33 protein-coding genes are annotated in these 19,739 nt (G+C 67.3%); all 33 read right to left on the bottom strand.

Annotated features, from left to right (window positions below):
* Positions 1-19: 19 nt before the first annotated feature.
* Positions 20-1,996, bottom strand: a complete 1,977-nt coding sequence (gene dsbD, locus D466_RS0115940; protein ID WP_018914708.1) for a protein-disulfide reductase DsbD — start codon at positions 1,994-1,996, stop codon at positions 20-22.
* Positions 1,997-2,083: 87 nt separating this feature from the next.
* On the bottom strand, positions 2,084-2,908 hold the full coding sequence (locus D466_RS0115935; protein WP_018914707.1) for an ABC transporter permease: 825 nt from the start codon (positions 2,906-2,908) through the stop codon (positions 2,084-2,086).
* Between the two features lie 58 nt (positions 2,909-2,966).
* Positions 2,967-3,944 carry an ATP-binding cassette domain-containing protein gene (locus tag D466_RS0115930; RefSeq protein WP_018914706.1) on the bottom strand — a complete coding sequence of 326 codons (978 nt, stop codon included), beginning with the start codon at positions 3,942-3,944 and terminating at the stop codon, positions 2,967-2,969.
* A 103-nt stretch (positions 3,945-4,047) separates the two neighbouring features.
* Positions 4,048-4,446 carry a 50S ribosomal protein L17 gene (gene rplQ, locus D466_RS0115925; protein ID WP_026285360.1) on the bottom strand — a complete coding sequence of 133 codons (399 nt, stop codon included), beginning with the start codon at positions 4,444-4,446 and terminating at the stop codon, positions 4,048-4,050.
* 58 nt (positions 4,447-4,504) lie between these two features.
* The gene (rpoA, locus tag D466_RS0115920; protein ID WP_026285359.1) at positions 4,505-5,497 is read right to left on the bottom strand and encodes a DNA-directed RNA polymerase subunit alpha; all 993 of its coding nucleotides are present in this window, start codon (positions 5,495-5,497) and stop codon (positions 4,505-4,507) included.
* A 103-nt stretch (positions 5,498-5,600) separates the two neighbouring features.
* Positions 5,601-6,224, bottom strand: a complete 624-nt coding sequence (rpsD, locus tag D466_RS0115915; RefSeq protein ID WP_018914703.1) for a 30S ribosomal protein S4 — start codon at positions 6,222-6,224, stop codon at positions 5,601-5,603.
* A 124-nt stretch (positions 6,225-6,348) separates the two neighbouring features.
* Positions 6,349-6,753, bottom strand: a complete 405-nt coding sequence (gene rpsK / locus D466_RS0115910) for a 30S ribosomal protein S11 (protein ID WP_018914702.1) — start codon at positions 6,751-6,753, stop codon at positions 6,349-6,351.
* A gap of 18 nt (positions 6,754-6,771) precedes the next feature.
* Positions 6,772-7,137, bottom strand: a complete 366-nt coding sequence (rpsM, locus tag D466_RS0115905) for a 30S ribosomal protein S13 (protein WP_018914701.1) — start codon at positions 7,135-7,137, stop codon at positions 6,772-6,774.
* 27 nt (positions 7,138-7,164) lie between these two features.
* Positions 7,165-7,278 (bottom strand): 50S ribosomal protein L36, encoded by a 114-nt coding sequence (rpmJ, locus tag D466_RS0115900; RefSeq protein WP_026285358.1) that lies wholly within the window; start codon positions 7,276-7,278, stop codon positions 7,165-7,167.
* 12 nt (positions 7,279-7,290) lie between these two features.
* Positions 7,291-7,509: a translation initiation factor IF-1 gene (infA, locus tag D466_RS0115895; RefSeq protein WP_018914699.1), complete on the bottom strand. Its 219-nt coding sequence runs from the start codon at positions 7,507-7,509 to the stop codon at positions 7,291-7,293.
* 25 nt (positions 7,510-7,534) lie between these two features.
* On the bottom strand, positions 7,535-8,854 hold the full coding sequence (secY, locus tag D466_RS0115890; RefSeq protein ID WP_026285357.1) for a preprotein translocase subunit SecY: 1,320 nt from the start codon (positions 8,852-8,854) through the stop codon (positions 7,535-7,537).
* A gap of 20 nt (positions 8,855-8,874) precedes the next feature.
* Positions 8,875-9,324 (bottom strand): 50S ribosomal protein L15, encoded by a 450-nt coding sequence (gene rplO, locus D466_RS0115885; protein ID WP_018914697.1) that lies wholly within the window; start codon positions 9,322-9,324, stop codon positions 8,875-8,877.
* 25 nt (positions 9,325-9,349) lie between these two features.
* On the bottom strand, positions 9,350-9,535 hold the full coding sequence (gene rpmD, locus D466_RS0115880) for a 50S ribosomal protein L30 (RefSeq protein WP_018914696.1): 186 nt from the start codon (positions 9,533-9,535) through the stop codon (positions 9,350-9,352).
* A 13-nt stretch (positions 9,536-9,548) separates the two neighbouring features.
* Positions 9,549-10,067 (bottom strand): 30S ribosomal protein S5, encoded by a 519-nt coding sequence (gene rpsE / locus D466_RS0115875; protein WP_018914695.1) that lies wholly within the window; start codon positions 10,065-10,067, stop codon positions 9,549-9,551.
* A gap of 7 nt (positions 10,068-10,074) precedes the next feature.
* On the bottom strand, positions 10,075-10,434 hold the full coding sequence (gene rplR / locus D466_RS0115870) for a 50S ribosomal protein L18 (protein ID WP_018914694.1): 360 nt from the start codon (positions 10,432-10,434) through the stop codon (positions 10,075-10,077).
* Between the two features lie 11 nt (positions 10,435-10,445).
* Positions 10,446-10,979, bottom strand: a complete 534-nt coding sequence (rplF, locus tag D466_RS0115865; protein WP_026285356.1) for a 50S ribosomal protein L6 — start codon at positions 10,977-10,979, stop codon at positions 10,446-10,448.
* Positions 10,980-10,992: 13 nt separating this feature from the next.
* Entirely contained in the window at positions 10,993-11,388 is a 396-nt protein-coding gene (rpsH, locus tag D466_RS0115860) for a 30S ribosomal protein S8 (RefSeq protein ID WP_018914692.1), read from the bottom strand.
* 33 nt (positions 11,389-11,421) lie between these two features.
* Positions 11,422-11,727, bottom strand: a complete 306-nt coding sequence (gene rpsN, locus D466_RS0115855) for a 30S ribosomal protein S14 (protein ID WP_018914691.1) — start codon at positions 11,725-11,727, stop codon at positions 11,422-11,424.
* A 7-nt stretch (positions 11,728-11,734) separates the two neighbouring features.
* Positions 11,735-12,274, bottom strand: a complete 540-nt coding sequence (gene rplE / locus D466_RS0115850; RefSeq protein WP_026285355.1) for a 50S ribosomal protein L5 — start codon at positions 12,272-12,274, stop codon at positions 11,735-11,737.
* Positions 12,275-12,285: 11 nt separating this feature from the next.
* Complete coding sequence (rplX, locus tag D466_RS0115845) at positions 12,286-12,603, bottom strand: 50S ribosomal protein L24 (protein WP_018914689.1); 318 nt, start codon at positions 12,601-12,603, stop codon at positions 12,286-12,288.
* Positions 12,604-12,613: 10 nt separating this feature from the next.
* Positions 12,614-12,982, bottom strand: a complete 369-nt coding sequence (rplN, locus tag D466_RS0115840) for a 50S ribosomal protein L14 (RefSeq protein ID WP_018914688.1) — start codon at positions 12,980-12,982, stop codon at positions 12,614-12,616.
* 206 nt (positions 12,983-13,188) lie between these two features.
* The gene (gene rpsQ / locus D466_RS0115835; protein ID WP_026285354.1) at positions 13,189-13,455 is read right to left on the bottom strand and encodes a 30S ribosomal protein S17; all 267 of its coding nucleotides are present in this window, start codon (positions 13,453-13,455) and stop codon (positions 13,189-13,191) included.
* Between the two features lie 2 nt (positions 13,456-13,457).
* Positions 13,458-13,652, bottom strand: coding sequence for a 50S ribosomal protein L29 (rpmC, locus tag D466_RS0115830; protein WP_018914686.1), 195 nt, complete (start codon positions 13,650-13,652; stop codon positions 13,458-13,460).
* A 10-nt stretch (positions 13,653-13,662) separates the two neighbouring features.
* Complete coding sequence (rplP, locus tag D466_RS0115825; RefSeq protein WP_018914685.1) at positions 13,663-14,079, bottom strand: 50S ribosomal protein L16; 417 nt, start codon at positions 14,077-14,079, stop codon at positions 13,663-13,665.
* Complete coding sequence (gene rpsC, locus D466_RS0115820) at positions 14,076-14,912, bottom strand: 30S ribosomal protein S3 (RefSeq protein ID WP_018914684.1); 837 nt, start codon at positions 14,910-14,912, stop codon at positions 14,076-14,078. The genes rplP and rpsC overlap by 4 nt, the downstream gene beginning before the upstream one ends.
* A gap of 9 nt (positions 14,913-14,921) precedes the next feature.
* Complete coding sequence (rplV, locus tag D466_RS0115815; protein WP_026285353.1) at positions 14,922-15,251, bottom strand: 50S ribosomal protein L22; 330 nt, start codon at positions 15,249-15,251, stop codon at positions 14,922-14,924.
* A 5-nt stretch (positions 15,252-15,256) separates the two neighbouring features.
* Positions 15,257-15,532 (bottom strand): 30S ribosomal protein S19, encoded by a 276-nt coding sequence (gene rpsS, locus D466_RS0115810; protein ID WP_018914682.1) that lies wholly within the window; start codon positions 15,530-15,532, stop codon positions 15,257-15,259.
* A 9-nt stretch (positions 15,533-15,541) separates the two neighbouring features.
* Positions 15,542-16,366: a 50S ribosomal protein L2 gene (rplB, locus tag D466_RS0115805; protein ID WP_018914681.1), complete on the bottom strand. Its 825-nt coding sequence runs from the start codon at positions 16,364-16,366 to the stop codon at positions 15,542-15,544.
* A gap of 1 nt (position 16,367) precedes the next feature.
* Complete coding sequence (gene rplW / locus D466_RS0115800; RefSeq protein ID WP_018914680.1) at positions 16,368-16,682, bottom strand: 50S ribosomal protein L23; 315 nt, start codon at positions 16,680-16,682, stop codon at positions 16,368-16,370.
* Entirely contained in the window at positions 16,679-17,302 is a 624-nt protein-coding gene (rplD, locus tag D466_RS0115795) for a 50S ribosomal protein L4 (RefSeq protein ID WP_018914679.1), read from the bottom strand. The genes rplW and rplD overlap by 4 nt, the downstream gene beginning before the upstream one ends.
* Entirely contained in the window at positions 17,299-17,961 is a 663-nt protein-coding gene (gene rplC / locus D466_RS0115790; RefSeq protein WP_026285352.1) for a 50S ribosomal protein L3, read from the bottom strand. The genes rplD and rplC overlap by 4 nt, the downstream gene beginning before the upstream one ends.
* 204 nt (positions 17,962-18,165) lie before the next feature.
* Positions 18,166-18,477 (bottom strand): 30S ribosomal protein S10, encoded by a 312-nt coding sequence (rpsJ, locus tag D466_RS0115785; protein WP_018914677.1) that lies wholly within the window; start codon positions 18,475-18,477, stop codon positions 18,166-18,168.
* 66 nt (positions 18,478-18,543) lie between these two features.
* A complete protein-coding gene (gene tuf / locus D466_RS0115780) occupies positions 18,544-19,734 on the bottom strand; it encodes an elongation factor Tu (RefSeq protein WP_018914074.1) in 1,191 nt (396 codons plus the stop codon).
* Between the last annotated feature and the right edge of the window lie 5 nt (positions 19,735-19,739).

Genomic DNA, 19,739 nt, shown 5'->3' with positions numbered 1-19,739 from the left:
CGGCGCGCCGACCCGGGCCTCAGGCCCCCACGCGGTCGAGGGAGCGCAGGAAGGCCTGCGCGTTCTCGTCGCCCACCACGCGGCCGATCTCGCGGCCGTCGCGGAAAAAGAGGATGCCCGGCGGCCCGAACAGCTGGAAGCGCTTGAGCAGCGCCTGGTCGGCCGGGTTGTTGGCGGTGACGTCGGCGCGCAGCAGCTGCATGCGCTGCAGGCGCGAGCGCACCTGCGGGTCGGTGAAGGTGAAGTGGTCCATTTCCTTGCAGGACACGCACCAGTCGGCCCAGAAGTCCAGCATCACGGTGCCGCGAGCCTGGGCCAGCGCGGCGTCGAGCTGGGTGTTGGAGGCCACCGGCGCGAAGTGAAGCTCGGTCGCGCCGGCCTGCGCCAGCGAAGGGCCCGCGCCCAGGCCCTGCAGCGGCTGCAGCACGTTGCGCCCACCGGAGGCCACGCCCACCACCAGCGCCGCGCCGGCCAGCGCCAGCACCACGCCCAGCCCCTTCCACAGGCGCATCCAGCCGGAGGCGCCGTCGGGCAGGCGGTCGAACACGTGCAGGAAACTGGCGCTGACCACCAGCAGCGCGGCCCAGGCCAGCATCTGCACCCAGGCCGGCAGCACGCCGGCCAGCATGTACAGCGCGGTGGCCAGCAGCAGCACGCCGAACAGCGCCTTGACGGCGTCCATCCAGCGCCCGGCGTGCGGCAGCAGCGCGGAGGCGCCGGCGCCCACCGCCAGCAGCGGCAGGCTCATGCCGGCGGCCAGCGAGAACAGCGCCACGCCGCCGATCAGGGCGTTGCCGGTCTGGCTGATGTACAGCAGCGTGCCGGCCAGCGGCGCGGCCACGCAGGGACCGACGATCAGCGCCGAGATGCCGCCCATCACGAACACGCCCAGCGCATGCCCGCCGGGCAAGGCGCTGGAGCCGCGGCTGAGCCGGCTCTGGATGCTGCTGGGCATCTGCAGCTCGTAGAAGCCGAACATGGAAAGCGACAGCAGCACCAGCAGCGCGGCGAACACCGACAGCACCCAGGGGTTCTGCAGCGCCGCGGCCAGGCCGTGGCCGAGCAGGCCCGCGGCCACGCCGAAGGCGGTGTAGACCAGGGCCATGCCCAGCGAATAGATGGCGGCCAGCGCCAGCCCGCGCCAGCGCGAGACCTTGTGATCGCCCGCGCCTGCGCCGACCACGATACTCGACAGGATGGGCACCATCGGCAGCACGCAGGGCGTGAAGGACAGCAGCAGCCCGAAGGGCACGAACACGAGGACGATGGCCCACAGCCGGCCGCCACCCAGCACCGTGGCGATGCGCGAGCCTTCGCCGCCCGCGGCGGGAGCCGATGGGGGGGATGGCGGCTGCGCGGAAGCCGGCTGGGTGGAATCCGGCTGCGTGGAAGCCAAGGGCTGGGCCGCGGAGGTGGGCGAGGAAGCCGCCTCGGGGGCGGGCGCCGGCTGCTCCGTCTGGCCGCCGCGCAGCGCCCCCAGCAGCTTGCCCAGGGCCGACGGCGCGGCCGCCTCCTGGCCCTGCACCGCGGCGCTGCCGGTGCCGCCGAAGGCCTTCAGGCTGACCTCCACCACCTTGTCGATGGGGGGATAGCACAGACCCTGGTCGGAGCAGCCCTGGTAGGTGACCTTGAGGGCGAATTTCGCTGGCGCGGCCTGTACCGGCAGCGGCACCAGCACCTGGTTGCGGTAATGGGCGACGACGTGGCCCAGGTTGGGGTCGAACTTGCGGTGCGCCGGCGGGAAATCGGGCGCCCCCAGGCGCACGCCCGGGGTTTCGGAGACGAAGTGGAAGCGCTCCTGGTACAGGTAATAGCCCTTGGCGATGTCGAAGCGCAGCAGCACGCCGCTCGCCGTCGGGGCGGGTACCGACAGGCGGAAGGCCGCGTCGGGCTGCAGGAACTGGCCTTGCTGGGCCTGCGCGCCGGCGACGGCGAACAGGGCCAGCGCGCCGGCCAGCCAGCGGACCACGGCGGGGGGAACGCGGAATGGGAACATCGCGGGCAGGTCTATATCAGTTCAAGTTGATATTGTGGCATCAAACCACCGCCATGGTGCTCCCGCGCGCCGGATCCTGCAGGAAGATCAAGCCCGGAAGCGCCTGCGGGTGAGGCGCAGCGCCAGCCACCACGCCGCCCCCAGGTAGGCCAGCAGCACCGCCAGGTGCAGCGGCCAGGCCGGGTCGAAGCCGCCCAGGAACAGCGGGCGCACCAGGCGTACCGCGGCCTGCAGCGGCAGGATCTGCGCGAAACCCTGCAGCCAAGGCGGCATCGCGCTGAGCGGGAAGAAGATCCCCGACAGGAAGGCCATCGGGGTCAGCGCCAGGGTCAGGTAGTAGGTGAAGAAATCGTAGGAGCGCGCCAGCGCGTTGACCACCAGCGAGATGGCGGCGAACACGGCCGCCACCAGCGCCAGCAGCGGCAGCACCAGCAACAGCGTGGGTGCGCGGCTGATGCCCAGCAGCACCACCACCAGCAACAGGGCCGCGCCGCTCATCAGCGCCTTGGTGGCCGCCCAGGCGAGTTCGCCCAGCAGCACGTCGCCCAGCCCGGTGGGCGTGAGCAGGATGGCGTCCCAGGTGCGCTGCACGTGCATGCGCGAGAAGCTGGAATAGGTGGCCTCGAAACTGGCTGCGTTCATCACCCCCATGCACACGCTGCCCGAGGCGAGGAACAGGATGTAGGGCACGCCGTCCACCCGGCCGACCAGCGAGCCCACCCCCCAGCCGAAGGCGGCCAGGGTGAGCAGCGGTTCAGCCACGTTGCCGATCAGGCTGGCCAGCGCCAGCTTGCGCCACACCAGCGCGTTGCGCCGCCACACCGGCACGAAGCGCCAGCGCGGCAGGGGCGAAAGGCCCGGGCGCATGCCGGCGGGCAACTGGGCGCGGGAAGACGGGGCCGGGTCGGACATGAGGGTGCGGGAGTACGGGGAAGCTGGACTGCGGATGCCTGCGGACGCGGGGCGTGGCTCAGTCGCGCAGCTGGCGCCCGGTGAGCTTGAGGAACACGTCCTCGAGGTTGGCGGGCCGGTGCAGCACGCGCACGCCGTCGCCCAGCGCCTGCAGGGCCTCGAGCACGGGCTCGGGGGCATGGGCGTAGGCGAACAGCGTATCGCCGCTGCGCTCCACGCGCTCGGCCAGCGGCGTGGCCAGGGCCTGCGCGCGGTCGACCAGAGCGCCGTAGACCTCGATCACCCGCGGCTCGACGTGGCGCTGGATCAGCGCCAGCGGCGTGTCCTCGTCGAGCCGGCGGCCGTGGTCGAGCACCAGCACGCGCGCGCAAAGGCGCTCGGCCTCGTCCATGAAATGGGTGGTCAGCAGGATGGACTTGCCCTGGGCCAGCAGGCTCTTGAGCCGGTCCCAGATCAGGTGGCGCGCCTGCGGGTCCAGCCCGGTGGTGGGCTCGTCCAGGAAGATCAGCGCGGGGTCGTGGATCAGCGCGCGGGCCAGGCTCAGGCGCCGCTTCATGCCGCCCGACAGTTCCTGGATGCGCGCGTCGGCCTTGTGTTCCAGCGCGGCGAATTGCAGCAGGGCGGGGATGCGCTGCCGGGTCTGCGCGTCGCTCATGCCGAAGTAGCGGCCGTAGACCATGAGGTTCTCGCGCACCGTGAAATCGGGGTCGAGGCTGTCGAACTGGGTGACCACGCCCACGCGCATGCGCGCGCGCGCAGCCTCCGAGGGCACCGGCAGGCCCATCAGCTCGATGCGCCCGGCGTCGGGCGCGGCCAGACCCAGGCACAGCCGGATGGTGGTGGTCTTGCCTGCGCCGTTGGGGCCGATGATGCCGTGGCATTCGCCGGGCAGGATGTCGAAGTCCAGCTGGCGCACCACTTCGGTGGCGCCGTAGCGCTTGACCAGCCCGCGCACGCTCAGCCAGGGCGGCGCGGCGGCCGCGCGAGGCTCGGCGGCGGCGGGGGCCGGGACTTGCTCTGCCAGCAGGGTCTGCACGGTGCGGGACTCGCGAGGGGTTGAACGCAAGGGTGGAGCGCAAATGCAAACGGCGCGCCCACCCCGTCGAACGGGATGCGGCGCGCCGCGCGGGGCAGGCGGATTACTCGGCGGCCTTGTCGTCGGCGGCGGCCGCGGCCGGATCCGGACGGTCCACCAGTTCCACCAGCGCCATCGGCGCATTGTCGCCGACCCGGTAGCCGAACTTCAGGATGCGGGTATAGCCACCCGGACGGCTGCGGTAGCGCTCGCCCAGTTCGCCGAACAGCTTGACCACCGACTCACGGTCGCGCAGGCGGTCGAAGGCCAGGCGGCGGTTGGCCAGGCTGGGCTTCTTGCCCAGGGTGATCAGCGGCTCCACCACGCGGCGCAGTTCCTTGGCCTTGGGCAGCGTGGTCTTGATCGCCTCGTGCTCGATCAGCGAGTTGGCCATGTTGCGCAGCATGGCGAGGCGGTGGCTCGAAGTACGGTTGAGTTTGCGCAGTCCGTGTCCGTGACGCATGGTGAAGTTCCTTTTGCAGGGGTTCTCGGGCCGGCCGTATCAGGTACCGGCCCCGTTATCAGGGGTTGCGGCCGTCGAGCTCGGCGGGCGGCCAGCTCTCGAGCTTCATCCCCAGGGTCAGGCCGCGGGCGGCCAGCACTTCCTTGATCTCGTTCAGGGACTTGCGTCCCAGGTTCGGCGTCTTCAGCAGCTCGGTCTCGCTGCGCTGGATCAGATCGCCGATGTAGTAGATGTTCTCGGCCTTCAGGCAGTTGGCCGAACGCACCGTCAGCTCCAGGTCGTCGACCGGGCGCAGCAGGATCGGATCGAACTGCTGGGCGCTGGCGGAGCCGGCGGCTTCCAGCGACTTCTCGGCGCCTTCCAGGCTGGCGAACACCGACAGCTGCTCCACCAGGATGCGCGCGGAGGTGCGGATGGCCTCCTCGGCGCTGATCGAGCCGTTGGTCTCGATGTCCATCACCAGCTTGTCGAGGTCGGTGCGCTGCTCGACGCGGGCGTTCTCGACCGCGTAGCTGACGCGACGCACCGGCGAGAAGGAGGCGTCGAGCACGATGCGCCCGATGGTCTTGCCGCCCTCGTCCGCGTAGCGGCGCAGGTTGCCGGGCACGTAGCCGCGGCCCTTCTCGACCTTGATCTGCATGTCGAGCTTGCCCTGGTGCGACAGGTGGGCGATGACATGCTCGGGGTTGACGATCTCGACGTCGTGCGGAGTCTGGATGTCGGCGGCCGTGACCACGCCCTCGCCTTCCTTGCGCAGCGACAGCGTGACCTCGTCGCGGTTGTGGAGCTTGAACACCACGCCCTTGAGGTTCAGCAGCACGCCGATCACGTCCTCCTGCAGGCCGTCGACCACCGAGTACTCGTGCAGCACGCCGTTGATGCTGACCTCCGTGGGCGCGTAGCCCACCAGCGACGACAGCAGCACGCGGCGCAGCGCGTTGCCCAGGGTGTGGCCGTAGCCGCGCTCGAAGGGCTCGAGCGTGACCTTCGCGCGCAGGGCGCCGAGGCTTTCGACCTGGATGGATTTGGGACGCAGCAGTGCGGTTTGCATCATGGTTCCTTCAATACCCTCCGCTCGTTACGCGGATAAGGCTGAAAAGCGGGCATCGCGCCCGCCGGAAGACGCCGCGGCACCAGCGTGCCGCGGTCGGGAATCAACGCGAATACAGTTCGATGATCAGCGATTCGTTGATGTCGCTGCCGAACTCGTCGCGGTCGGGAGCCTTCTTGAACACGGCTTCCATCTTCGAGGGGTCGACCTGCATCCACGCGGGGAATCCGTTGCCCTCGGCCAGCTTGAGCGCATCGGCGACGCGCAGCTGCTTCTTCGCCTTGTCGCGCACCGAGATGGTCTGGCCCGGGTGGACGCGGGCGGACGGAATGTCGGTGACGTGGCCGTCGAGCACGATGGCGCGGTGGCTGACCAGCTGGCGGGCTTCGGCGCGGGTGGACGCGAAACCGGCACGGTAGACCACGTTGTCCAGGCGCGACTCCAGCAGGGTCATCAGCTGCGTGCCGGTGTTGCCGCGCAGGGTCTGCGCCTTCTCGTAGGTGCGGCGGAACTGCTTTTCCAGCACGCCGTACATGCGCTTGACCTTCTGCTTCTCGCGCAGCTGGGTCGCGTAGTCGGACTGGCGCGAACCCGAGGTGCGGCCGTGCTGGCCGGGCTTGGTGTCGAACTTGGCCTTGGACTCGATGCCGCGGCGCGAGCTCTTGAGGAACAGGTCTGCGCCTTCGCGACGCGAGAGTTTGGCCTTGGGGCCGAGATAGCGTGCCACTTGATGGATCCTTCGATGGTGCTGCCGCGGCCGTGATGGCTGCCGCGGGAGCCTGGGCCCCGGGGGGACTCAGGCAGTGGGCTTGCCGCCGCTCGCGCGGCGGGGACTCGATGAAAAACCTGCTTCAGATGCGACGGCGCTTGGGCGGACGGCAACCGTTGTGCGGCACCGGGGTCACGTCGGCGATCTGCATCACCTTGATGCCCAGGCCGTTGAGCGCGCGCACCGCCGACTCGCGGCCGGGGCCGGGGCCCTTGATGCGCACTTCGAGTTGCTTGATGCCGCATTCGATGGCCTGGCGCCCGGCGTTCTCGGCCGCGACCTGGGCCGCGAACGGGGTCGACTTGCGGGAGCCCTTGAAGCCCTGGCCGCCCGACGAAGCCCACGACAGCGCGTTGCCCTGGCGATCGGTGATGGTGATGATGGTGTTGTTGAACGACGCATGCACGTGCGCAATGCCGTCCGCAACGTTCTTGCGGACCTTCTTGCGCGCTCGCTGCGCCGAACCGGTGGTGGAGCCTTTTGCCATGACTTGGTCCTTGAGAACTTATTTCTTCAGCGCGGCGGCGCCCTTGCGCGGTCCCTTGCGGGTGCGGGCGTTGGTGCGGGTACGCTGGCCGCGCACCGGCAGGCCGCGGCGGTGACGCATGCCGCGGTAGCAGCCGAGGTCCATCAGGCGCTTGATGTTGATCGACACCTCGCGGCGCAGGTCGCCTTCGATGACGAAGCGCCCCACCTGCTCGCGGATGCGCTCGAGCTCGGTGTCGGTGATGTCCTTCACCTTGGTCGCATAGGCCACGCCGGCCGCTTCGCAGATCTTGCGCGCGGTCGTGCGTCCGATGCCATAGATCGCAGTCAGACCGATTTCTGCGTGCTGATGCGGCGGAATGTTGATACCAGCGATACGGGCCATGGAAATCCTCGATTCAATGAAGTCCGCTCAACCCTGACGCTGCTTGTGGCGCGGGTCGGCGCAGATCACGCGCACCACCCCCTTGCGGCGGATGATCTTGCAGTTCCTGCACATTTTCTTGATGGACGCACTGACTTTCATCATTTACCTCTTTTATTTGGCGCGGAATATGATCCGCGCACGCGTCAAATCGTAGGGCGTCAGCTCTACCGTAACCTTGTCGCCCGGCAGGATGCGGATGTAATGCATGCGCATCTTGCCGGATATATGTCCCAGAACGATGTGCCCGTTCTCCAGCTTCACACGGAAGTTTGCATTGGGGAGGTTCTCCAGAATCTCCCCCTGCATCTGAATGGCGTCATCCTTGGACATTGGCGTGTCGAGGAATCCGGAAAACTCAACGCAGTGTCATGCCGCCCTTGAAGTTGGACCGCTTGAGCAGCGCATCGTACTGGTGCGACATGGCGTAGGCCTGGACCTGTGCCATGAAATCCATGGTGACGACGACGATGATCAGCAGGGACGTCCCGCCGAAATTGAACGGAACATTGTATTTCAGCACCAGGAACTCGGGCAGCAGGCACACCAGCGTGATGTACAGGGCTCCCGCGAGGGTCAGGCGCATCAGGATCTTGTCGATGTAGCGCGCGGTCTGCTCGCCGGGACGGATCCCGGGGATGAAGGCGCCGCTCTTCTTCAGGTTGTCCGCGGTCTCCCGGCTGTTGAACACCAGGGCCGTGTAGAAGAAGGTGAAGAAGATGATGGCGCCCGCGTACAGCGCGATGTAGATCGGCTGGCCGGGAGACAGCAGTCCGGCGATGTCCTTCAGCCAGTTCGCGCTGGTGCCGGTACCGAACCAGTTCACCACGGTGGCCGGCAGCAGGATGATCGACGATGCGAAGATCGGCGGAATCACGCCCGACATGTTCAGCTTGAGCGGCAGGTGCGAGGACTGGCCGCCGTACACGCGGTTGCCCACCTGCCGGCGCGCGTAGTTCACCAGGATCTTGCGCTGGCCGCGCTCGACGAACACCACGAAGTAGGTGACGGCGACCACGATGGCCAGCACGAACAGCGAGACCAGGATGCTCATCGCACCGGTGCGCACCAGCTCCAGCAGCCCGCCCAGCGCGTTGGGCAGTCCGCTGGCGATGCCGGCGAAGATGATGATCGAGATGCCGTTGCCCAGGCCGCGTTCGGTGATCTGCTCGCCCAGCCACATGAGGAACATGGTGCCGGCGGTCAGGCTGACCACCGCGGTCAGGCGGAAGCCCAGCCCGGGGTCGAGCACCAGGCCCTGCGTCGAGCTCAGCGCCACCGAGATGCCCAGCGACTGGAAGATCGCCAGGAACAGGGTCAGGTAACGCGTGTACTGGGTGATCTTGCGCTGGCCCGACTGGCCTTCCTTCTTCAGCGCCTCCATCGACGGCAGCACGTAGGTCATCAACTGCATGATGATCGACGCCGAGATGTAGGGCATGATGCCCAGCGCGAACACGGTGAAGCGCGACAGCGCGCCGCCCGAGAACATGTTGAACAGGCCGAGGATGCCGCCCGAGTTGTTCTGGAACAGTTTCTGCAGCTCATCGGGGTTGATGCCCGGAACGGGGATGTGCGCCCCGACCCGGTAGACCACGAGCGCGCCCAGCAGGAAGAACAGGCGCTTGCTCAAGTCGCCGTACTTTCCGCCGCCGAGTGCTTTCGGTGCCTGTGCCATGCCAATAGCTCCGTGTCCGCTCAGGCCTGCGCCTGGGCTTCGACGATGCGTCCGCCGGCGGCCTCGATGGCCGCGCGCGCGCCGCGGGTGACCGCCACGCCGTCGACCACGAAGGCGCGCTCGACCTTGCCCGAGGCGAAGATCTTCACCTGGCGGGCCTGCTGCGAGACCAGCCCGGCGGCTTTCAGGCTCAGCAGGTCGACCTGCTCGCCCTGCACCTTGGCCAGCTCCGACAGGCGCACCTGGGCCTTCAGGTCGGCCGTGGGCGACTTGAAGCCGCGCTTGGGCAGGCGGCGCTGAAGCGGCATCTGGCCGCCTTCGAAGCCGACCTTGTGGTAGCCGCCCGAACGCGAGCGCTGGCCCTTGTGGCCGCGGCCCGCGGTCTTGCCGAGCCCGCTGCCGATGCCGCGGCCCACGCGCTTGCTGGCGTGCTTGGAGCCTTCGGCCGGAGAAAGGGAATTCAGTTCCATGATGCGGTTCCGGGGGATTGCGTGCTCAGCCGACCACGCGGACCAGATAGTCCACCTTGCGGATCATGCCACGCACGGCGGGGGTGTCTTCCAGGACGCGCTCGTCGTTCAGACGGCGCAGGCCCAGGCCGCGCACGGTGGCGCGATGGTCCTCGCGGGTGCCGATGACGCTGCGCACCAGCTTGACCTTGATTTGCTTGTTCTGTTCCATGCTTTGCGCCTCCTCAGCCGAGGATGTCCTCGACGCTCTTGCCGCGTTTCATCGCGACCTCGGCCGGGGTCTGTGCCCGGGTCAGCCCGTCCAGCGTGGCGCGAACCATGTTGTACGGGTTGGTGGAACCGTGGCTCTTGGCCACCACGTCGGTGATGCCCACGACCTCGAAGATCGCGCGCATCGGGCCGCCGGCGATGATGCCGGTACCCGCCGGAGCCGGCGACATCCACACGTCGGAGGACGCGTGGCTGCCTTCGACCTCGTGGTGCAGCGTGCCGTTCTTGAGCTTGACGGTCACCATGTTGCGACGCGCCTGGTCCATGGCCTTCTGCACGGCCACCGGAACTTCGCGCGCCTTGCCCTTGCCCATGCCGACCTTGCCGTCGCCGTCGCCGACCACGGCCAACGCGGCGAAGCCCAGGATGCGACCACCCTTGACCACCTTGGTGACGCGGTTCACCGCGATCATCTTCTCCCGCAGACCGTCGTCGCGGCCTTCGGGGCTCATCTTCGCTTGGATCTTGGCCATTGCAACCTCAGAATTTCAGACCGGCCTCGCGGGCCGCTTCGGCCAGGGCCTTGACGCGACCGTGGTACTGGAAGCCGGAGCGGTCGAAGGCGACCTGCTCGATGCCCGCGGCACGCGCCTTCTCGGCGATGCGGCGGCCCACGACCTGCGCCGCCGCGACGTTGCCGCCACCGGAGCCCAGTTGTTCGCGCACCTCGCGCTCGTTGGTGGAGGCGCTGGCCAGCACGCGGCCACCGTCGCCGCTGATGATGCTGGCGTAGATGTGCGTGTTGGAACGATGCACGGCGAGTCGCGTCGCGTTCAAGCGTGCGATGCGCGCACGCGTCGCCTTGGCGCGACGCAGACGGGCTTCTTTCTTGTTCAGCATTTCGCGACCCCTTACTTCTTCTTGGTTTCCTTGATCACCACGCGCTCATCGGCGTAGCGAACCCCCTTGCCCTTGTAGGGCTCGGGCGGACGGATGGCGCGGATATCGGCGGCGACCTGGCCCACCAGCTGCTTGTCGCAGCCTTTGAGGATCAGCTCGGTCGGCGTCGGGGTCTCGGCCTTGATGCCGGCGGGCATCTCGCGCACCACGGGGTGCGAGAAACCCAGCGACAGGTTCAGCTTGGCGCCCTGCACCTGCGCGCGGTAGCCCACGCCCACCAGCGTGAGCTTCTTCTCGAAGCCCTTGGCGACACCGTCGACCATGCCGGCGACCAGCGCACGGTAGGTACCCGACAGCGCGTGCGCCTCGCGGGATTCGTCGGCCGGCGCGAAAGTGATCGCACCGTCCTTGTGTTCGATCTTCACCCGTGCGTCCAGCCCGCGTTGGAGCGCGCCCAGCGCGCCCTTGACGGCGATCTGTTCGGCGCCCAGCGTCACTTCGACGCCCTTCGGGACCAGAACGGGGTTCTTGGCAACTCGTGACATGGCCCGTCCTCGATTAGGCAACGTAGCAAAGAACTTCGCCGCCGACGCCCACCTGGCGCGCCTTGCGGTCGGTCATCACGCCCTTGGGCGTGGACACGATGGCCACGCCCAGACCGTTCATGACCTTCGGAATGGATTGATGGCCGCGGTAGATGCGCAGACCCGGGCGGCTGACCCGCTCGATGTGCTCGATCACGGGGCGACCGGCGTAGTACTTCAGCGCGATCTGCAGATCGGCCTTGGCGCCGTCTTGCAGCACCTCGAAGCCGTCGATGTAGCCTTCATCCGCCAGCACTTGCGCGATGGCCGCCTTCAGTTTGGACGCAGGCATCCGCACGGAGGCCTTCTCGACCATCTGCGCGTTGCGGATGCGGGTCAACATGTCGGCGATGGGATCACTCATGCTCATGGAAATATTCTCCGGTGCGTTCCGACAAACGCCTTACCAGCTCGACTTGGTCACACCCGGGATTTCCCCGCGGAACGCCAGCTCGCGAATCTTGTTGCGCGCAAGACCGAACTTGCGGAAGGTGCCACGCGGACGGCCCGTGATCGCGCAGCGGTTGCGCAGACGGGTCGGGCTGGCATTGCGCGGCAGCTGCTGCAGCTGCAGGCGCGCGCTCATCTGTTCGTCGTGCGACTTGCTCGAGTCTGCGATCACAGCCTGCAGCGCTTCACGCTTGGGCGCGTACTTCTGCACGAGCTTCTCGCGCTTCTTCTCGCGGTTGATCAGGGAAAGCTTGGCCATGGCAACCTCAGTTCTTGAAGGGAAAGCGGAAGGCGGCAAGCAGGGCCTTGCACTCGTCGTCGGTCTTCGCGGTGGTCGTGATGCTGATGTTCAGGCCGCGCAGCGCGTCGACCTTGTCGTACTCGACTTCCGGGAAAATGATCTGTTCCTTCACGCCGATGTTGTAGTTGCCGCGGCCGTCGAAGGCGCGCGACGAAACACCGCGGAAGTCGCGCACGCGCGGCAGCGCGACGGTGACGAGGCGATCGAGGAATTCGTACATGCGCCGTCCGCGCAGCGTGACCGAGCAGCCGATGGGCATGCCCTCGCGCACCTTGAACGCGGCGATGGCCTTGCGGGCCTTGGTCACGACCGGCCTCTGGCCGGCGATCTTGGTCAGATCACCGACGGCGTTCTCGATCACCTTCTTGTCCGCCACCGCCTCGCTCACGCCCATGTTGAGCGTGATCTTGGTGATGCGGGGAACTTCCATGACCGACTTGTACCCGAAGCCCTTGAGCAGTTCGGGCACGACGTGGCCTTTGTACATTTCTTGCAAGCGCGACATATCGCCCCCGTTTAGACCTTGATCTCTTCGCCGCTGGAGCGGAACACCCGAGTCTTCGCACCGTCCTCGGCCACGCGCACGCCCACGCGATCGGCCTTGCCGGTGGCGGGGTTGAAGATCGCGACGTTGCTCTGGTGGATCGGCATTTCCTTCGACACGATGCCGCCGTTCTCGTTGCGCATCGGGTTCGGACGCGTGTGGCGCTTGACCAGGTTCACGCCTTCGACGATCAGGTGCTCGGTGCCTTGACGGCCCAGCACCTTGGCGCGGCGACCCTTGTCGGCGCCGGTGATGACGATGACTTCGTCACCCTTGTGGATCTTGTTCATGCAGGGCCTCTTACAGCACTTCGGGAGCCAGCGAAACAATCTTCATGAAACGCTCGGTGCGCAGCTCGCGGGTCACCGGGCCGAAGATGCGGGTGCCGATCGGCTCCAGCTTGGCGTTGAGCAGCACGGCGGCGTTGCCGTCGAACTTGATCAGCGAACCATCGGGGCGACGCACGCCCTTGGCGGTGCGCACGACCACGGCGTTGAACACCTCGCCCTTCTTCACCCGGCCACGCGGCGCGGCTTCCTTGACGCTGACCTTGATGACGTCGCCGATGCCGGCGTAACGACGCTTGGAGCCGCCGAGCACCTTGATGCACATGACGGATTTGGCGCCCGTGTTGTCGGCCACGTCGAGCCTAGATTGCATCTGAATCATGTCGAATCCTGGAATGGTTTCCCAACTTTCCGAGGCGGCCTGGCGGGTATCGCGGCTTTCGCCGCACCCGCCGGCATCTGCGCCGGCAGTCTTGGGCCCGTGGAGCGGGTAATGCACATCAGCCGCACCCGAAGGTGAGCGAACATCGTATTCTCGTTGCGCGAGGCCGCCTTGTCAAGAGGCGGCCCCGCACAGTCTCGCAGGCCTCAGACCAGGCGGGACTTTTCCAGCAGACGCGTGACCACCCAGGCCTTGGTCTTGGAGATCGGACGGGTCTCCGCGATCTCGACCAGGTCGCCCAGGTGGTACTCGCCCTTCTCGTCGTGCACGCTGTACTTCTTCGAGCGCACGATGTACTTGCCGTACAGCTCGTGCTGCACGCGGCGCTCGACCAGCACGGTCACGGTCTTCGAGCGCTTGTCGCTGACCACGCGGCCCGACAAGGTACGGGTCAATCCTTGGCTTTCCGACATATTCACTCCTGCGAGGCCTTCTGCTGGATCACGGTGCGCACGCGGGCGATCTCGCGGCGCACACGGCTCAGCTGCGCCGTGTTGCTCAGTTGTTGCGTGGCCTTTTGCATGCGCAGGCCCATGTGGGCCTTGAGCAGCGAGTCCAGCTCTTTTTGCAGGCCCGATGCGTCGAGCTTGCGCAGTTCTTCAGTATTCATGGTCTTGACCTCACAGCCCGAAGCGGCGGCCGACGAAGGTGGTACGGAACGGCAGCTTGGCCGCCGCCAGTTCGAAGGCCTCGCGAGCCAGCTGCTCGGGCACGCCGTCGATTTCGTACAGCACCTTGCCCGGGGTGATTTCGGACACGTAGTACTCGGGGTTGCCCTTGCCGTTGCCCATGCGGACCTCGGCCGGCTTGGTGGAGATCGGCTTGTCCGGGAACACGCGGATCCAGATGCGCCCGCCGCGCTTGACGTGACGCGAGATCGCGCGGCGCGCGGCCTCGATCTGGCGCGCCGTCAGGCGCCCGCGGGTGGTGGCCTTCAGGCCGTATTCGCCGAACGCGACGGTGGCCCCACGCGTGGCCACGCCCTTATTGCGACCCTTTTGTTCCTTGCGGTACTTGCGCCGCGCGGGTTGCATCATGACGGTTCTCCTTGCTTGGCCGGCGCGGCAGCGCCTTCCGGTTTGCTCACTTTGCGCGCACGGCGGTCCGGCGCACCGGCGCCGCCGGCGCCGCCGGCGCCTTCACCGCGACGCGGGCCGCGGCGCGCGCCAGGACGCTCGTCGCGGCGCGGACGGCGCTCGTTCGGCTCGGGAGCCTCGGCGGCCTTCTGCGCCAGGGCGCCACGGCCCAGGTTGTCGCCCTTGTACACCCACACCTTGACGCCGATGACGCCATAGGTGGTCTTGGCCTCGGAGAAGCCGTAGTCGATGTCGGCGCGCAGGGTCTGCAGGGGCACGCGGCCCTCGCGGTACCACTCGGTGCGCGCGATCTCGATGCCGTTCAGGCGGCCCGAGGACATGATCTTGATGCCTTGAGCACCCAGGCGCATGGCGTTCTGCATCGCACGCTTCATCGCGCGGCGGAACATGATGCGCTTTTCCAGCTGCTGGGTGATCGAGTCGGCGATCAGCTTGGCATCGATCTCGGGCTTGCGCACCTCCTCGATGTCCACGGCCACCGGCACGCCCAGGCGCTTGGTCAGCTCGGCCTTCAGCGCCTCGATGTCCTCGCCCTTCTTGCCGATCACCACGCCCGGACGGGCGCTGAAAATGGTGATGCGGGCGTTCTTGGCCGGACGCTCGATGACGACGCGCGACACGGACGCGCCCTTGAGCTTCTTGGCCAGGTATTCGCGCACCTGGATGTCCTCGTTGAGCATCTTGGCGAACTGGGCGCCGCTGGCGTACCAGCGCGAGGACCAGTCGTGCGTGACCGCCAGCCGGAATCCGGTCGGGTTGATTTTCTGTCCCATCTCGAGTCCTCAGTTTCCGACGGTGATGAAGATGTGGCAGGTCGGCTTGCTGATGCGGTTGCCGCGGCCCTTGGCACGCGCGGAAAAGCGCTTCAGCGTGGCGCCCTGCTCGACCATGATCGACTTCACGCGCAGCTCGTCGATGTCGGCACCGTCGTTGTGCTCGGCGTTGGCGATGGCCGACTCGAGCACCTTGCGGATGATCAGGGCCGCCTTCTTGGGCGTGTAGGCCAGGATGTTCAGGGCGTGATCGACCTTCTTGCCGCGGATCAGGTCGGCAACCAGCCGGCCCTTCTGCTCGGACAGGCGCACGCCGCGTAGTGTGGCTCGTGTTTCCATGGTCTTTACTTCTTCGCTTTCTTGTCCGCGGGGTGACCCTTGAACGTGCGCGTCAGCGCGAACTCACCGAGCTTGTGGCCGACCATCTGGTCGGTCACGTACACGGGCACGTGCTGGCGGCCGTTGTGCACGGCGATCGTGGCGCCGATGAACTCCGGCAGCACCGTGGAGCGACGCGACCAGGTCTTGATCGGCTTCTTGTCCTTGTTGGACAGCGCATGTTCGACCTTGCGCAGCAGGTGGGCGTCGACGAACGGGCCCTTCTTGAGAGAACGTGTCATGGCTGTGCCTTACTTTTTCCGGCGCGAGACGATCATCGACTGCGTGCGCTTGTTGGAGCGGGTGCGGTAGCCCTTGGTCGGGGTACCCCACGGGCTCACCGGGGTGCGGCCCTCGCCGGTGCGGCCCTCGCCGCCGCCGTGCGGGTGGTCGATCGGGTTCATGGCCACGCCGCGCACGGTCGGGCGGATGCCCTTCCAGCGCTTGGCGCCCGCCTTGCCGTACTGGCGCAGGCTGTTTTCCTCGTTGCTGACCTCGCCGATGGTGGCGCGGCACTCGACGTGCACGCGGCGCACTTCACCGGAGCGCAGGCGCACCTGGGCGTACACGCCCTCGCGCGCCATCAGCACGGCCGAGCCGCCCGCCGAGCGGATCATCTGCGCGCCCTTGCCGGCGGTCAGTTCCACGCAGTGGATGGTCGAGCCCACGGGAATGCTGCGGATGGGCAGGCAGTTGCCGGCGCGGATCGGCGCTTCCGAGCCGCTGAGCAGCTGCGTTCCGACCTCGACGCCGCGCGGGGCGATGATGTAGCGGCGCTCGCCGTCGGCGTAGCACAGCAGCGCGATGTGCGCGGTGCGGTTCGGGTCGTACTCGATGCGCTCGACGCGCGCCGGGATCCCGTCCTTGTCGCGACGGAAATCGATCACGCGGTAGTGGTGCTTCGAGCCGCCGCCACGGTGACGCACCGTGATGTGACCGTTGTTGTTACGGCCGGCGTTCTGCTTCTGCGGCTCCAGCAGGTTCTTCTCGGGAGCGCCCTTGTGCAGGTGCTTGTGCACCACCTTGACCACGGCACGGCGACCGGGCGAGGTAGGTTTGACCTTGACGACTGCCATTTCAGACACCCTCCTGGGCGAAGTTCAGCTCCTGACCGGCAGCCAGGCTCACATAGGCCTTGCGCACGTTGGAGCGCTTGCCGGTGCCGCGCGCGTTGCGCTTGACCTTGCCGGCCTGGTTCAGCACCTGCACACTGGTGACCTGGACCTTGAAGAAGGCCTCGACGGCCGCCTTGATCTCGTCCTTGGTCGCGTCGGGCAGCACGCGGAAGGCCACCTGGTTGGCCTTGTCGGCCAGCATCGTGGCCTTTTCCGAGATGATCGGCTCGACCAGCACCTGCATCAGGCGTTGTTCTTGGGTCTGTTGCCGGCTCATGACAGCATCTCCTGCAGCTTGCTGACCGCACTCTTGGAAATCAGCACGTTCTTGTAATAGATCAGCGACAGCGGATCCATGTAGCGCGTCTCGACCAGCAGCACGTTGGGCAGATTGCGCGCGGCCAGCATCAGCTTCTCGTCGATGGACTCGGCGATGTACAGCACCGACTCCAGGCCCAGGGCCTTGAGCTTGGCGGCCAGCAGCTTGGTCTTGGGCGCGTCCACGGCCAGCTCGTCGACCACGGTCACGCGGCCTTCGCGGGCCAGCTGCGAAAGGATCGAGCGCATGCCGGCGCGGTACATCTTCTTGTTGATCTTCTGCGTGAAGTTCTCGTCCGGGCTGTTCGGGAAGATGCGACCGCCCCCACGCCACAGCGGGGAGCTGGTCATGCCGGCGCGCGCGCGGCCGGTGCCCTTCTGACGCCACGGCTTGCGGGTCGAGTGACGCACGTCGGTGCGGTCCTTCTGGGCCCGCGTGCCCATGCGCGCGTTGGCCTGGAAGGCGACGACCATCTGGTGGATCAGCGCCTCGTTGTACTCGCGGCCGAAGATCGTGTCGGGCGCGTCGAACGCAGCGCCCTTCGAGCCGTCGGCGGTGATGGTTTGCAATTGGGTCATGCCTGGACTCCCGCCTTCTTCACCGCCGGGCGCAGAGTCACGCAACCGGAGTCGGCGCCGGGCACGGCGCCCTTGACCATGATCAGCTCGCGCGCTTCGTCCACGCGCACGACCTCGAGGTTCTGCACCGTCACGTTGACTCCGCCGAGGCGGCCCGACATCTTCTTGCCGGGGAACACGCGACCGGGGTCCTGCGCCATGCCGATGGAGCCGGGCGCGCGGGTGGTCACCGAGTTGCCGTGGGAGGCGCGGTTGGACGAGAAGTTGTGACGCTTGATGGCGCCGGCGTAGCCCTTGCCGATGCTCACGCCGCGCACGTCGACATGCTGGCCGACGGCGAACAGGCTGGCGGGCAGCTTCGCGCCGGGCTGGTAGGCAGCGGCGACGTCGGCGGGCACGCGGAATTCACACAGGACCTTCGCGGGTTCCACGCCGGCCTTGGCCAGGTGGCCGGCTTCGGCCTTGTTCATGCGGGAGGGCTTGGCGGCCCCGAAGGCCACCTGGATGGCGGTGTAGCCGTCCTGGTCGGGCTGACGCACCTGCGCCACGGCGTTGCGGGAGACGTCCAGCACGGTCACGGGGATCGAGACCCCGTCGTCGGTGAACACCCGCATCATGCCGACCTTGCGCGCGACAAGGCCGAGTGCTTGCGTACTCATTATCAGGCTCCATGCCGGCTGCGATTGGCCGGCTGACGTTGTTGCAGCCCATCCGCCGGGGCGGATCGGGACAAGCAGCGCAGGCCCTGGCCTGCACGAACGCTGCGAGGCGCCGGCTCGATGACCAGGCGCCCAGCACCGAAAAGCCGCTAAGTATAGCGCAGGCCCTGTGGCCTGCGCCAGTCCCCGGCGGCTGGACCGCGATTACTGCAGCTTGATCTCCACATCCACGCCGGCGGGCAGATCCAGCTTCATCAGCGCATCGACCGTCTTGTCGGTGGGGTCGACGATGTCCATCAGGCGCTGGTGGGTGCGGATCTCGAACTGGTCGCGCGAGGTCTTGTTCACGTGCGGCGAGCGCAGGATGTCGAAGCGCTGCAGACGCGTGGGCAGAGGCACCGGGCCCTTGACGATGGCACCCGTGCGCTTGGCGGTATCGACGATCTCCAGCGCGGACTGGTCGATCAGGCGATAGTCGAAAGCCTTCAGGCGGATGCGGATCTTCTGGTTTTGCATGATGGTTCCAAAGAGCGTTGGGGTGGTATTCCCAGGGCCGGGCTGCGCCCGGCCGGGTTGCTGACTTTACTCGATGATCTTGGCCACGACGCCGGCGCCGACGGTGCGGCCGCCTTCGCGGATGGCGAAGCGCAGGCCTTCTTCCATGGCGATGGGGGCGATGAGCTTGACGGTGATGCTCACATTATCGCCCGGCATGACCATTTCCTTGTCCTTGGGCAGCTCGATGGCGCCGGTGACGTCGGTGGTGCGGAAGTAGAACTGCGGCCGGTAGTTGTTGAAGAACGGCGTGTGACGGCCGCCCTCGTCCTTGCTCAGCACGTACACCTCGGCGGTGAAGTGGGTGTGCGGCTTGATGCTGCCGGGCTTGCACAGCACCTGGCCGCGCTCGACGTCCTCGCGCTTGGTGCCGCGCAGCAGGATGCCCACGTTGTCCCCAGCCTGGCCCTGGTCGAGCAGCTTGCGGAACATCTCCACGCCCGTGCAGGTGGTCTTCTGGGTGTCGCGCAGGCCGACGATCTCGATTTCCTCGCCCACCTTGACCACCCCGCGCTCCACGCGCCCGGTCACCACCGTGCCGCGCCCGGAGATCGAGAACACGTCTTCCACCGGCATCAGGAAGGCGCCGTCCACCGCGCGCTCGGGCGTGGGGATGTAGCTGTCGAGCGCCTCGGCCAGCTTGAAGATGGCCTGCTCGCCCAGCTCGCCCTTGTCGCCTTCGAGCGCCAGCTTGGCCGAGCCCTTGATGATCGGCGTGTCGTCGCCGGGGAAGTCGTACTTGCTCAGCAGCTCGCGAACTTCCATCTCCACCAGCTCGAGCAGCTCGGCGTCGTCCACCATGTCGCACTTGTTCAGGAACACGATGATGTAGGGAACGCCCACCTGGCGCGCCAGCAGGATGTGCTCGCGCGTCTGCGGCATCGGGCCGTCGGCGGCCGACACCACCAGGATCGCGCCGTCCATCTGCGCGGCTCCCGTGATCATGTTCTTCACGTAGTCGGCGTGCCCGGGGCAGTCCACGTGCGCGTAGTGACGGTTGGCCGTCTCGTACTCCACGTGCGCCGTGTTGATGGTGATCCCGCGCGCCTTCTCTTCCGGCGCCGCGTCGATCTGGTCATAGGCCTTGGCCTCGCCGCCGAACTTGTTCGACAGCACCGTCGTGATCGCCGCCGTCAGCGTCGTCTTGCCGTGGTCCACGTGTCCGATCGTCCCCACGTTCACATGGGGCTTGGTCCGCTCGAATTTGCTCTTCGCCATGATGA

It is taken from the genome of Thiomonas sp. FB-6, assembly GCF_000377645.1.
GTDB lineage: Bacteria > Pseudomonadota > Gammaproteobacteria > Burkholderiales > Burkholderiaceae_C > Thiomonas_A.
Note: the sequence above shows the minus strand (reverse complement) of the source record. Positions and strands in the feature narration are given on the sequence as shown.